This window comes from Microbacterium gorillae, assembly GCF_050990725.1.
In the GTDB taxonomy this organism is placed as follows: Bacteria; Actinomycetota; Actinomycetes; order Actinomycetales; family Microbacteriaceae; genus Microbacterium; species Microbacterium gorillae_A.
This window is the reverse complement of the sequence record NZ_CP158844.1, coordinates 96,744-109,623: the sequence shown is the minus strand read 5'-3', so window position 1 is coordinate 109,623 and position 12,880 is coordinate 96,744. Positions and strand designations below refer to the sequence as shown.

Annotated in this window: 12 protein-coding genes; 5 read left to right on the top strand and 7 right to left on the bottom strand. The window is 65.4% G+C overall.

Annotated elements, in window-relative coordinates; translation table 11 throughout:
• Window positions 1-6 precede the first annotated feature (6 nt).
• Window positions 7-450, top strand: coding sequence for a DUF2871 domain-containing protein (locus tag ABTV68_RS00510; protein ID WP_433675661.1), 444 nt, complete (start codon window positions 7-9; stop codon window positions 448-450).
• Here ABTV68_RS00510 and ABTV68_RS00505 read toward each other — a convergent pair.
• Window positions 437-1,288, bottom strand: coding sequence for a helix-turn-helix transcriptional regulator (locus ABTV68_RS00505; protein WP_433675660.1), 852 nt, complete (start codon window positions 1,286-1,288; stop codon window positions 437-439). The two genes, ABTV68_RS00510 and ABTV68_RS00505, sit on opposite strands and share 14 nt — an antisense overlap.
• Window positions 1,289-1,390: 102 nt before the next feature.
• On the opposite strand from ABTV68_RS00505, the gene ABTV68_RS00500 reads away from it, so the two are divergent.
• Window positions 1,391-2,317 carry an SDR family oxidoreductase gene (locus tag ABTV68_RS00500; protein WP_433675659.1) on the top strand — a complete coding sequence of 309 codons (927 nt, stop codon included), beginning with the start codon at window positions 1,391-1,393 and terminating at the stop codon, window positions 2,315-2,317.
• 1 nt (window position 2,318) lies between these two features.
• Here ABTV68_RS00500 and ABTV68_RS00495 read toward each other — a convergent pair whose 3' ends face one another.
• From ABTV68_RS00495 to pdhA, 3 genes are read right to left on the bottom strand one after another with little or no spacing between them, the layout of a single operon-like run.
• Window positions 2,319-3,671 (bottom strand): dihydrolipoamide acetyltransferase family protein, encoded by a 1,353-nt coding sequence (locus ABTV68_RS00495; RefSeq protein ID WP_433675658.1) that lies wholly within the window; start codon window positions 3,669-3,671, stop codon window positions 2,319-2,321.
• Window positions 3,672-3,689: 18 nt separating this feature from the next.
• Window positions 3,690-4,682 (bottom strand): alpha-ketoacid dehydrogenase subunit beta, encoded by a 993-nt coding sequence (locus ABTV68_RS00490; RefSeq protein ID WP_433675657.1) that lies wholly within the window; start codon window positions 4,680-4,682, stop codon window positions 3,690-3,692.
• On the bottom strand, window positions 4,679-5,758 hold the full coding sequence (gene pdhA / locus ABTV68_RS00485; RefSeq protein WP_433675656.1) for a pyruvate dehydrogenase (acetyl-transferring) E1 component subunit alpha: 1,080 nt from the start codon (window positions 5,756-5,758) through the stop codon (window positions 4,679-4,681). The genes ABTV68_RS00490 and pdhA overlap by 4 nt, the downstream gene beginning before the upstream one ends.
• Window positions 5,759-5,855: 97 nt before the next feature.
• Here pdhA and ABTV68_RS00480 point away from each other — a divergent pair, with 97 nt between their 5' ends.
• Window positions 5,856-6,431 carry a TetR/AcrR family transcriptional regulator gene (locus ABTV68_RS00480; protein WP_433675655.1) on the top strand — a complete coding sequence of 192 codons (576 nt, stop codon included), beginning with the start codon at window positions 5,856-5,858 and terminating at the stop codon, window positions 6,429-6,431.
• A gap of 718 nt (window positions 6,432-7,149) precedes the next feature.
• Here ABTV68_RS00480 and ABTV68_RS00475 read toward each other — a convergent pair.
• Both ABTV68_RS00475 and ABTV68_RS00470 read right to left on the bottom strand, forming a co-directional pair.
• Window positions 7,150-8,655 carry an RHS repeat domain-containing protein gene (locus ABTV68_RS00475; RefSeq protein ID WP_433675654.1) on the bottom strand — a complete coding sequence of 502 codons (1,506 nt, stop codon included), beginning with the start codon at window positions 8,653-8,655 and terminating at the stop codon, window positions 7,150-7,152.
• A 1,691-nt stretch (window positions 8,656-10,346) separates the two neighbouring features.
• Entirely contained in the window at window positions 10,347-10,829 is a 483-nt protein-coding gene (locus ABTV68_RS00470; RefSeq protein WP_433675653.1) for a hypothetical protein, read from the bottom strand.
• Between the two features lie 174 nt (window positions 10,830-11,003).
• Between ABTV68_RS00470 and ABTV68_RS00465 the strand changes: the two genes are divergently transcribed.
• Window positions 11,004-11,186: a hypothetical protein gene (locus tag ABTV68_RS00465; RefSeq protein WP_433675652.1), complete on the top strand. Its 183-nt coding sequence runs from the start codon at window positions 11,004-11,006 to the stop codon at window positions 11,184-11,186.
• Window positions 11,187-11,229: 43 nt separating this feature from the next.
• On the opposite strand, the gene ABTV68_RS00460 is transcribed toward ABTV68_RS00465, so the two are convergent.
• Entirely contained in the window at window positions 11,230-11,712 is a 483-nt protein-coding gene (locus tag ABTV68_RS00460; RefSeq protein WP_433675651.1) for a hypothetical protein, read from the bottom strand.
• Between the two features lie 161 nt (window positions 11,713-11,873).
• Between ABTV68_RS00460 and ABTV68_RS00455 the strand changes: the two genes are divergently transcribed.
• A complete protein-coding gene (locus ABTV68_RS00455; RefSeq protein ID WP_433675650.1) occupies window positions 11,874-12,782 on the top strand; it encodes an SDR family oxidoreductase in 909 nt (302 codons plus the stop codon).
• Window positions 12,783-12,880: the final 98 nt, after the last annotated feature.

The window sequence follows — 12,880 nt, the reverse complement described above, 5'->3', positions numbered from 1 at the left end:
CGTGCCATGACGAAACTGCTTACCGCTGCCTTCAGCTACCTGATCCTCGGCTTGGCTTCCGGGCTGTTCTACCGCGAGTTCACGAAGGCGAACGACTTCCCCGAGGGCGGAGCCACCCAGCTGGGGCTCGCACATACGCACCTGCTGACGCTCGGCTTCATCGTGCTGCTCATCGCGCTCGTGATCGAGAAGGTGTTCGGAATCTCCCGCAGCCCGAAGCTGTTCGGCTGGTTCTTCTGGCTCTACAACGCGGGCGTGGTCCTCACGTCTGCGATGCTCATCTGGCACGGAAGTCTCACGGTGCTCGGGCTCGACGCCGGCGGCATGATCGCGGGGATCGCCGGCATCGGCCACATCCTGCTGACGGCCGGGCTCATCGTGTTCTTCGTCGCGCTGCGCCGAGCGGTGAAGCGGGACCTCGCGACGACGGCTGTCGTCACACGACCGTGAGCGGGGTGCGCGGCGCGAGCGTACTGAGCAGGCGCAGCTTCTCCTGACTCTCCGATCCCGGCGCGGCCGTGTACACCAGCAGGGCATGGGACTGCTCGGGATCGAGCAGCGTCTGGCACGTGAGATCCAGGGCTCCCAGCTCGGGATGCCGGAATCGCTTGACGGCGCGTGGCTGCAGCCCCACCTCTTGACGCTCCCAGATGACCCGGAACTCCTCGCTCGTCTCACGCAGAATGCGCGCGTACTGCGCGGCACGAGATTCGGAACCGCGGCGCGCGATCACCCCGCGCAACCCCGACACCCACAGCCGCGACAGGAACTCGTGCTCGCTCGGGTCGTAGAGCGCCCGGCTGCCGGGATCGCTGAACCACCGGAAGCCGATGCTGCGCTCCGATCCGCGAAGCAGGGTGGCGTCCCCCGTGAGCGCGACACCGAGCGGCGTCTGCCGCAGGGTCTCCCCGAGTTCGGTGACCACCTCGGCCGGCGTATCGGTCAGTCGGTCCAGAATCCGCAGCATGCCGGGGCTGACATGTTCGCTGTCGCTGCCGCGCGCGGGCGGCTGGTGCCCCGCGAGCCGGAACAGATGATCCCGTTCGTCGACGCTGAGGTGCAGCCCCAGCGCGATGGCGGCGAGCATCTGCTCCGACGGGATCGGCCCGTCGCCCCGCTCCAGTCGCGCGTAGTAGTCGGGCGACATATGGCTGAGCCCGGCGACTTCCTCGCGACGCAGACCCTCGGTGCGACGACGCGATCCTCGCGCCAGCCCCACGTCCTCCGGCTGCAGCGAACCGCGCCGCATGCGCAGGAAGTCGGCCAGGGCCGTTCGATCCACCGCCATGGCGTCTCCCCTCGATCAGCATGATCCTCGCACTCCCGGCGGTCCGTATCCACGACCTGGGAAGTCCTGGATAGCGAGCGGGCGGCGACGCAGGCTGAGGACATGAACACGAACTTCGACCTGCCGGACCTCACCAACCAGCGCGCGGTGATCACCGGCGCCAGCGACGGAATCGGCCTCCGCATCGCGAAGCGGCTCGCCCAGGCTGGCGCTGACATCGTCCTGCCGGTCCGAAACCCGGCGAAGGGTGAGGCGGCGCTCGGCACGATTCGGGATGCCGCTCCGGACGCGCGCGTGCGCATCGAACGTCTCGATCTGTCCGACCTGTCGTCGGTCGCCGCCTTCGGCGCGGTGATGCAGGAGCGGGGCGAGCCGATCCACCTCCTGATCAACAACGCGGGGGTCATGACGCCGCCCGAGCGCCAGACCACAGCCGACGGGTTCGAGCTGCAGCTGGGCACGAATCACCTGGGTCACGTCGCGCTGGTGGCCCATCTGTTCCCGCTGCTGCGCGACGGCAAGGCACGCGTCACCTCCCAGGTGAGCGTCGCCGCGAGTCGCGGACCGATCATGTGGGACGACCTGAACAGCACGCGCTCCTACGACGGCATGCGGGCGTATCGGCAGTCGAAGATCGCACTGGGGCTGTTCGGCCTGGAGCTGAACCGCCGCAGCATCCAAGCCGGCTGGGGAATCACGAGCAACCTGTCTCACCCGGGCGTCGCGCCCACGAGTCTGCTGTCGGCGCGACCCGAACTCGGGCGCACGACGGACACCCTGGAGGTTCGCGTCATCCGCTGGGCCTCGGCGCGCGGACTGGTCGTGGGAACGCCGGAGACGGCGGCACTTCCCGCGCTCCTGGCCGCCACCTCGGGCCGCGGCGGCCTTCTCTACGGTCCGCGCGGCATCGGACACGTGGGTGGCATGCCCGCGGAGCAGGCCCTCTATCGCCCGCTGCGCAGCACCGCCGATGCCGAGCGCATGTGGGAGGTGTCAGAAGGGCTGATCGGCGCGCCGCTCCCCCGCTGACTCAGGCGAGCACGGCGAGCGGGCGCCGCAGCACGTCGGTGAGAGTCGACAGGAAGGCGGCCGCGAGCGCGCCGTCGATGATCCGATGGTCGGCGGTCAGCGTCAGCCGCATCGTGCGGCGGGTGACCACGGTGCCGTCGTCGTTCAGGGCGAGCTCGTCACGTGCGGCACCGACGGCGAGGATCGCACCCTGGGGCGGGTTGATGATCGCGTCGAACTGATCGATGCCGTACATCCCGAGATTGCTGATGGTGAACGTGCCGTCGGCCATGTCGGTCGTGGTGAGGCGCCGCTCCGCGGCCTTCGCGACCAGGGCGGAGGATGTCGCTGCGATGCGGGAGACCGCGAGCCGATCGGCGTCGCGGATCACCGGAACCACCAGCCCCGCGGGTGAGGCGACGGCGATGCCGATGTGGACGCGGCCGTGTACCAGCGTGGCGCCGCGACCCTCGCTCGCGTACGACGCGTTCACGCCGGGGTGCGCGCGCAGCGCGAGCGCGGTCGCCCGCACGAGCAGGTCGTTCACGCTCACGCGCGGGGCGTCCGTCGTTCGCTGCGCGTTGAGGTCGGCGCGCAACGTCAGCAGATCGGTCACGTCGGCCGTGGCGGTCACGGTGAAGGTGGGCGTGGTGGTGGCGCTGGTCGTGAGTCGCGACGCGATCTGCTCGCGGATCGCGTCGAACGGGACGGCTTCGGGCTCGCGGGCGTCCGGGGCGAGGGCAGCCGGGGCGCTCGAGGCCGGCGCGGCTGGGGCCACGGGGAGCTCGTCGAGATCCGCGCGGACGACCCGGCCGCCCGGACCGGATCCGGCGACGGCGTCCAGGTCGATACCGCGTTCACGCGCGAGTCGCCGGACGAGAGGCGTCGCGAAAAGACGCGCGGGGGCGAGGTCATCGGCGGGCACAGGAGTCGGGTGCGTCTCACCTCCCGACTGAGTCGCGAGGGATCCGGGCATGGACGAGGAACGTCCCACGCTGTCGGCCGCGGCGGGACTCGTATCCGTATCCAACGGCGACGCGTCTGCTGTCGCCGTTGCGCCCTGATCCGGCACCGGCACGGCTCCCACGGACGAGGCGACCCCCGGTGCCGCGCCTGCCGGCGCCGGCACGTCGCCGCTGCCGTCATCGAGTCGCGCGATGGTGGTGCCGATCGGAACGTTCTCCCCCACCGGCACGAGGATCTCCGCGAGCACGCCGGCGTCGTACGCCTCCTGCTCCATGAGGGCCTTGTCGGTCTCGATCTCGACGAGCAGGTCGCCGGGCGCGACGGTGTCGCCCGGCTGCTTCAGCCAGGCCGCGATCGCCCCTTCCGTCATTGTGTCGGACAGGCGGGGCATCAGGATGTCGATCATCATTGCTGTTCCTTCGACTCTTCAGCGGCGCCGGGCGACGGCGTCGAGGGTTTCGCGGATCGCGGTCTTCGCGTCTTCCAGCGACGGGAGCGCGGCGAGCTCCAGGGACTTCGCGTAAGGCATGGGCACTTCGGCCATGGCCACGCGACGGACGGGGGCGTCGAGCCAGTCGAACGCACCGTCGGAGATGGTCGCGGCGATCTCGGCGCCGATCCCATACGTGAGCCAGTCGTCTTCCAGCACCACAGCGCAGGAGGTGCGACGGACCGAGTCGATGATGGTGTCCCGATCCAGGGGGCGGAGGCTGCGCAGGTCCACCACCTCCACGTCGATCCCCTCGGCGGCGAGCTCCTCGGCAGCCTGCAGGGCGACGACGGCCATGCGGGAGTACGCGATCACGGTGATGTCCGCACCGGGGCGAGTGATGGCGGCGCGACCGATCTCGGCCGGCTCGATGTCGTCGGGCACGTCACCAGTGGTGTTGTAGAGCGCGAGGTTCTCCAGCACCAGCACGGGGTCGTCGTCACGGATGGCGGCGAGCATGAGCGCCTTCGCATCAGCGGGCGTGGCGGGCGCGACCACCTTCATGCCGGGAACGAACGCGTAGTAGAGCTCGATGTTCTGCGAGTGCGTGGCGCCGAGCTGCTGCCCACCGCCGCCGGGCGTGCGGATCACAAGAGGGACGCTCACCTGACCACCGAACATGCCGTAGATCTTGGCGGCGTGGTTGACGATCTGATCGAGCGCGAGCAGGGAGAAGTTGATGGTCATGATCTCCACCACGGGGCGCAGTCCGAGCATCGCGGCACCGATCGCGGCGCCGGTGAAGCCCTCTTCCGCGATGGGGGTGTCGCGCACGCGCTTCGGGCCGAACTCGTCGAGCATGCCCGCGGTGATCTTGTACGGCCCCTCGAATCGGCCGATCTCCTCGCCGATGAGGAAGACGTCATCGTCGCGCAGCATCTCCGAGCGGAGGGCGTCGTGCAGGGCCTGGCGGTAGCTCATGACGCTCATGCGTTCACCGCCTCGGCCTCGCGAGCCGCGGGTCTCGGGGCCGCGGGGAACAGCGCCTGGCCCGGGAGCCGACGGGAGTCGTTGGGCACCGGCGTCGCGTAGGTGTAGTCAAAGAGAGACGCGATGTCGGGGTGCGCACTGGCCTCGGCGAAGTCCGCGGCCGCTGTGGCAGCGGCGAGCGCCGCAGCATCGATCTCCGCCACGAGGTCGTCGGTGAGGACGCCGGCATCCCGCAGGTGCAGCGCGAACGCGGCGATGGGATCGGCATCGCGCACGGCGGCGATCTCCTCCTGCGACCTGTAGCGGGCGGGGTCCACCACGGAGTGTCCTTTCAGGCGGCCGGATCGGGTCTCCAGCAGGTAGGGCTTGCCCACGCGAGCGCTGTCGAGTGCGATGCGAGCGGCATCACGCACGGCGATCGGATCGTTGCCGTCGACGCAGGCGGACGCCATGCGGTACGACGACGCACGCCGGTGCAGCTCGGGTTCGGCGGAGGACATCTCCACCGTGGTGCCCATGCCCAGTCCGTTGTTCACCACCACGTAGACGACGGGCAGGTTCCACAGGGCGGCGATGTTGAGCGACTCGTGGAAGGCGCCGATGTTGGTGGTCCCGTCCCCCATCAGGCACACCACCGCTTCGCTGCCGCCGCGGTAGTCGATGGCGAGTGCGGCACCGGTGGCGAGCGGGACCTGGCCGCCCACGATGCCGTATCCGCCCATGAATCGGGCTTCCGCATCGAACATGTGCATCGACCCGCCCCAGCCCTTCGACACTCCGTCGCTGCGGCCGTAGAGCTCGGCCATGAGTCGCTCGGGCGCGATGCCGCGTGCGAGGGCATAGCCGTGCTCGCGATAGTTGGTGAAGACGTAGTCGTCGGTGCGCAGAGCGCTCATCAGCCCGACGACCGTGGCCTCCTCGCCGAGGTTGAGGTGGCAGTAGCCGCCAACGCGGGCCTCGGTGTAGGCGCGGGCGGCACGCTCCTCGAAGCGCCGGATACCCACCATCTGGCGGTACAGCGCAAGCAGCTCTGGAGCCTCGGCCGGTTTGGCGGCTCGCCTCTTGGTCGGGGGCATGGGATCTCCTTCTCGCCCGGCATCGGTTCGGGTGCGAACACGATAAATGATACGAATTACGTTTCATTATAGGATGGAGCTCGGCGAAGGGAGATCGATGGCGACCGACGACGCGGCGCCCGCTCGTAAGCGCGGCCGCCCCACGGAGGCGGAGCGCGTGCAGCGCCGCGACGAAATCCTCGACGCCGCAGTCAAGCTGTTCATTGAGAACGGCTTCGGTGGGGTCACCTTCGACGACATCCGCGAAGAGGCTCACGTCACGAAGCGCACCATCTACGGCCACTTCGCCACGCGCGCCGAGATCTTCCTGGCCGCCGTGGAGCGCTTGCGTGATCGCGCCCTCACGCATCCCGGAGCGGGGAGTCTTCAGGAGCTCGCCACGAGCATCGTGGAGATCCTGCACTCGGATGAGGCGATCGCGTTGCATCGGCTGGTGATCGCGTCGGCACGGGAGTTCCCGGAGTTAGGCGCGCAGTTCTATCGCGATGGGCCGGAGAGCTACATCGCCGCACTTCGGCAGCACGTGTCGGATCCGGCGCTGGCTGAGGCGCTGTTCTCGCTTCTACTCGGCGAGCCGCATCGCCGCCGGCTCCTCGGGCTCACGCCTGCGCCCTCACCTTCGGACGCAGCGGCCGTCGCCGCCGCCGCCCTCGCGCGACTTAGAGTCAGCTGAGATCCGATGGCAGGGCAGACCTAATGCGTCGGTGTGGACGACGAGGGCGGGCTCCGTGAGTAGTTGAAGTCAACGGCGGCACTACACCCACCCCCGAAGCCACCTCGTAGCCACCCCCGGCCATGCATTTGACCGCCCGCCCGAAGCCACCAGTGATCGCCGCACCGGCCGGACCTCCCGTAGACCACTGCGCCCGATACCAGAACATGAGCGCGCCCAGCGCATTGTAAGAACACTCAACGCAAGCGTGAACCCGCCACCTCATCACCCTGGCATACTGTCCGTCCGGCTCTCCGTTCGATTCCAGGGGTAGAGCAAGAGAAACATGACTATGGCCCCAAATGTTGCTAACAGCATCCACCATGCAACATCACGCAAATCTCCGCTTAAGCCGGCCATTGTAAACGCTGGCACAAGAGACGGAACGAGGTTGCAGGCACCAACGACGCGAGCAGCAAGTCTTAGACGAGACTTGTGTTTGCCAGCTAAGAACGCAGCAATGCTAACGCTGGGCACGCACGATCCGATTGCTGCAAATAAGAATATTGGCATCCAACTCTCTCTCCAAATCTCGCTCGCAGTAAGATTTGAGCTTGAAGCAGATGGAACCAACTCCACCCCAACGAAGGCCAAGGACCACACGAGAGATGAGAAAACTCCACCCCCCAAGCACGTTAGAAATACGGGGATCGCAGCCCACACGCCCAGAGATCCCTTCTTACGGACCATTGAGCAACCATTCCAGATTCTGCGCCTGTTGCTGCCACGGCTTTTCCGAGGCGTGCCTCTCCTTAATGAAGAAGGCCAGAAGCCCGTTTGCGTGATACGCGACAGCAGATTGCGTCAGCAGAAGATCACCCTGAGAGTTTCGGCTGGTGCTGAAATCGATTGTAGAGCCTGGCCCGTCGAAGTACCCCCATTCGAGCACGGTGAACTTCACGCTGGTATCTGTCACATTCACCCCTACTATCCCCACGTTGTCAGCGGGAACTGGCGGCGGGAACTTGGGAGTCCCGGGATACAGAGTGCAGACATCGCCCGTCGAAAATGTGTCGCAACCCCCTATCTGGAATGGAAAAATACTCTTCGGAAAGTTCTTGAATGTGTTCATTGCACCTTCAGGCGTGGCAAACGGTGCATGAATAACATGGGAGTACTCGTATGAGTAGTAGTCGCGCTCCCAGAGCCGCAATCCGATGCGCATACCTGCACAGTGCCGGCCTTGGCAGGGTACGCCGGCCTCGGCTGGGGTCTTTCCCCGTTGGCTCATGGCGTGGTTGACTCGGCAACTCCAGTCGCCGACTCCACACCAGTTCCCATCGGAGTTTGGGGCAGGTAGTTCTCCGCCAACCCTGACGGGCGCAGAGGGCGTGCTTGCGCTGGCACCGCATTTGACGTGCCACCCGCCGCACCCCTCGTCCAAGATCAACCCTGTCGGGTCACTGAATGTGATCGGGTTGTTCCCGGAGTACGCATAGCCAGTGTTCTGTTGTGGCCGTCGAGCGTCCGTGACGGGGTCCACGCTGATGAACTTGCCGATCACCGCCGCGTAGGTACGGGCACCGATCGTGGTCAGCTTCGTCGAACCCACCACCGGCTTGTTCAAGAACCCGTTGCCGTTTGCCCACACGCCGGTGGAGCCACCGATGGGCACGCCAAACGGATCCCGATACGAACGCGTCGTCGCACCCGTCTTCGCCACCGTCTGCGTGTCCACGGTCCCATCATGGTTGCTGAACAGCCACGTGAACACCGTCCCTGCGGTTCCCGTCTTCGCCGAACGCTGCGCGACCGGCTTACCCTCGGGACCCACATACGTCCGGAACCCCGCCACCACGCTCGACCCCTTCGCTTGACTCAGCACCGTGTCACCGACGTACAACGACGATCCCTCGGAGCCCGAACTGGTTCGCAACAGCAGATTCCCGGACGCGTCGTAGATGTTGCTGACGGTCACCGACCCGGCAACCACCTTCGTCACCTTGCCGACATCATCGAACGTGATCGTCTGCCCAGGCGCCGACGTCATGTTGCCCGCAGCGTCGTAACCATACGTCCCCGCGCCGAGGTCAACCGGACCCGCCACCGTCGTCACCGCATGCGGACGCGCCGACGTCGCCGTCGGATACGTGTACGAGACCGTCGATGCCGTTCCCGTTGCCGAGTGATAAGTCAGACCAGTCCGGTTGCCGTTCAGCGAGTTGTAGGTGTAGTCGTTCCACATCGGCGCGACACCACCCAACCATGCCCGTATTCCTCAGTCTTCCCTCGCTCGTTCACCTTCACCTTCGACACCAACGAGACAAGAACTGCAGATTCCTCGGCGCACCATCGTCGGGCCCTCCGGGCCAAAGGGACGTTGAGCCAAATCACCGCAGGAATAGCGAAGAGCCACGCGATTCCCCATGGCAGGTACGCAGGCTTCCAGATCGAGAAAGCGAGAAGCATAGCCGAGAAGAGAACGTTGAGGACCACCCCCACGATGCGAAACGGGGCGGGCGGTAGCCGGAACGCCATGCTCACCAATCGATTCTGGGACGCGCGTCCCGGTATTCTCGCGGTACAAGTAGCCAGGATGCCCCCGTTAAGAGGGCGAAAGTTCCTGCCGCCGCCTCTGGAGCACCATAGCCCCCGGCTACGCTCCGCCTCCGAAGAACCGCTTTGACCCTCGGAGAGGTGAAATTGCGAACCTTGATCCGCTGCACCATCCGGTACCTCAAGAGCCACTTGCTTTTCACCTACACGCAGCGCTTCGAAGACCACCTCCTGATTGAAGCCACATACCACGGGGCCAGTCTTCGAGCATTCCCTTCTCGAATTCGAAGTCAAGGGTACTCAGGGCCTTGACGGACTGTCCCACTCGAGAAGATATGCCTACGGTCAGACCGGCCGCCGTTGACAGCGGAATCCTCTCGGAGCGAGACACGACCATCGACGAAGGTAGTTCACCCAAATTGAACGGCGAATCTTGACTCGCCACAAACTCCCCTTTTGCTTCGAGGAAGATCTCACCGTGGTTCGAAGTTGCGGTCACGTAAACCCCGCTCAGCGAGTTCCAAGCAGTATTCGCACCACACCAAACGAGCAGCACATCGTGGTCTTCATTAACGGTTATGAATCCTCTGTTCTCCAGAGGCGCACCGAAAGGAAAGCAAGATGTGAGGAGTGCACTGACGCAAACCGCGAGAACCGCGGCCGCCCCTCGACGACGCAAACTGTGAGCTTCCCTGTTCAGCCACACGGACTGTCGCGCCATTCGTAACCAGAAGTCACCCACTTTCCGTGCGGCCATTCCGCGAGCTGGCCAGGCTCAAAAGCGAAGACGAAGATTCTATTCGACGACCCGTCGGTCGATGCGAAGGTGTTTTTTTCCAAAGCCACGGTGACAGTATTCACATTCATCCGGTCAATAGGTTCGCTCCGAATTACGACATTGCTCGACGCCGTTTTCTCAAGATCGAGGGGAGGGGAATCGCCGCCAATTTCGAATTCTCCCTCCTCTATGCGCGTGGACCTACTCCCGTGCGTAATCGTCGATGAATACCAAGCCTCGAGGTGCTCCCACCGCTCCTCGGGCCCACACCAGGCCACGGACACCATCCCATCATCCGCATTGAGCGATCCTCGCGTTTCAATAGGCGCACCGGGCATCCAACAACTCGTCAACGACAGGGCAGCGAGGGCGCTGATGAGGGCCACCGCGAGCACCCGTGTCAACCCTCTGCTGAGAATCTGCCGATGGAGACCGACTGACATGTCCCCTCCCCGGCGAGATTCGCGTCTCGTTCGATGCGACGAGATCAACTGTGAGGAAAGCTACCCCTCAAACGGCTTCCGCCGGAAGCCCCGTCCTCGCAGATCCCCCCGTTATCCGGCCTCGGCGCTCCCGCTTTAAGATCGCTCGCGCACCGAACGTCAGACCGCTCGATCGACCCGGGTCTCACCGTGGGCGGTCCCGGTTTTGGGACGCCACGGATACAGCGATAAGAACATGCCCACCGCCCCGAACCAGGCGAGCAGGCCAAACCAAGCCGCACCGTTCCCACCACCACCCAGCCCAGCAGCAAGGTAAGCAGGAACGATCGCCGGCACGAAGTTAGATGCAGCTGTGACGCCCAGCAAATACCGAACCCGCTGCCTGTTCTTCCCCACGAGCAGCGATGCCACACTCAGCGATGGAATTGCCGATCCCACGAGCACGCCCAGGAAGATCGACATCCAGCTTTCGTTCCAAACCTGCGGAACGGTCCGGTTCATCATTTCTGCGAATGGCACGAGATCGAACTGCACGAACGTGGCGGACCACACGAGGGAGACAGAGAATCCGACACCGAGGCAGATGCACAGCGTCGGGACAAACTGCCAACTCTCTCGTCGCACGTCACTGCGGGCCATCATCAACCATCCAATCTGTCAGATCGCGGGACCAATTTGAACACGTTCAATTATGCATCGCAACCCCCTGAGGAGCGAGCATCCCGGTCGCGAGATGGTTCCGAGCTGGTTTCGTGTCCGCATCATGCGTGACGCGCGGGCGGAGCGATCTGCGTCAGCGATGGCAGGCACCTCGACGTGACCTTCGGCGTTGAACAGGGACCGGCGAGCGGTCTGCCTGGTGCACGAGTTCTCCTCGTGTATGCAAACAACGGTTTGGACTTCTTCGCTGCGGTGGGTTCGGGACTGCCTAGGGCCTTCTACGACGTCGCCGACGTCACGGGTGCCGAGGAAGCTCTCCCCGCGCGCGAGTCCGCATAGGGCCACACAAAAGGACCATGGGGCCCACGCACCAGGAAAGCGGCTATGCGGGGAAGCTCGCCGCGCGTCGCCTCGCCATGCCGGCGACGACAAGAGCAACGATCCCCGCTCCTATCAGCAGGGAAGCAAGAAGCATCACAACGGCGAGGATCAGCATGATCCACCCGGTCGGAGATTCATAGGTCTCTCGACCCGTGATCCACAGTCGCGCGCACCAGGCTGTGACGGCGAAAGCGCCCGCAAGGAACGCGGTGGCGTGGGCGATGCGAATCAGAGGCACGCTCGTCACCCGACGGCTCAGGACGAAAACCCCTGCGGTGGCGACGACCATGATGCACAGTGCCATCAGCGCAAACTGCCACAGAGAAGTGTCCCCATTCGTGAAGCCCGCAACGACTCGTGCGGGCCACGTCGGATCTTCGAGCGGCATCGCCACTGCCGACACGACGATCAGCGCAAGCGCGCCGGAGACGCACCACAGCACCAGTGGCCGAAGCCTCCCCGATGATTCACGCCCCATCGCCATGTACGGAAGGTACCCCGCCCGCCCCAGCATCGGCAATGCAATCATGCCGCCGCGCAACCAGCGCCTGAGTCAGCGGACGTGAGTCACGGAGGATTTGACCGCGTCCCGGCTTCCCACCCGTGCCCTTGCCGACGGTCGCCTCAGGATCTACACTTTCGAACATGTTCAGTTCCGCGCACGTACCTCGTATCGCGATCACCGGAGGTACCGGCTTCGTCGGTCGGCACCTCGCGAATCGCTACCCAGAGGACCGTGTCGTCCTGGCGTCGCGTCGCAACGGCGTGGACGTCACCGATATCGACTCCCTCACGCGCGCGTTCGAGGGGTGTGATGTGGTCGCGCACTTTGCGGGCATCAACCGCGAGATCGGTACGCAGACGTTCCAGCGCGTGCACGTCGAGGGAACCGCCGCGGTGATCGAGGCAGCGCAGCGTGCCGGAGTGCGGAAGGTGATCCTGCTGAGCTTCCTCCGCGCCCGGCCGGGGACGCGATCCGGATATCACCAGTCGAAGTGGGAGGCCGAAGAGCTCATCCGTGCCTCCGGGCTGGACTACACGATCCTGAAGGCCGGCATGATCTACGGCCGTGGTGATCACCTGGTGGATCACCTCAGCCGCACGGTGCAGACCCTGCCGCTGTTCGCGTCGGTCGGTTGGCACGAGAAGCCGATCGCCCCGATCGCGGTGGAGGAACTGGTCGATGTGGCCGTCGCGGCCATCGATGGTCGGCTCACGCGCAGCACCGTCGCGGTACGAGGTGGCGAGACCCTGATGCTGAGCGATGCCGTCCGACGCGTCACCGCCACCGTTGGACGGCGCGTGTGGGTGATACCCGCCCCGATCGTCTTCCACTACGTCCTCGCGCAGCTCGCCGAGTGGACGATGCGCGTGCCACTGCTCGCGAAGGCGCAGGCCATGATGCTCGCCGAAGGCGTGGTGGATGCGGCGCCTCCGGCGGACGAGCTCCCCGACGATCTCGCCCCCGTCGGAAGATTCGACACCGCCGCCATCCGCGCCGCTCTGCCCGACGCCGGTCGGTTCGGGTTCGCCGATCTCCGCGGGCGCGGGTAGGGGGCCTGACGGAATGGCCAGACGCTCAGCCCGGGCCGGTGTCAGTGCGATGACCCCACGGTAGTCACCCCAGGGCCACCCCATACCCCGCGAGACTT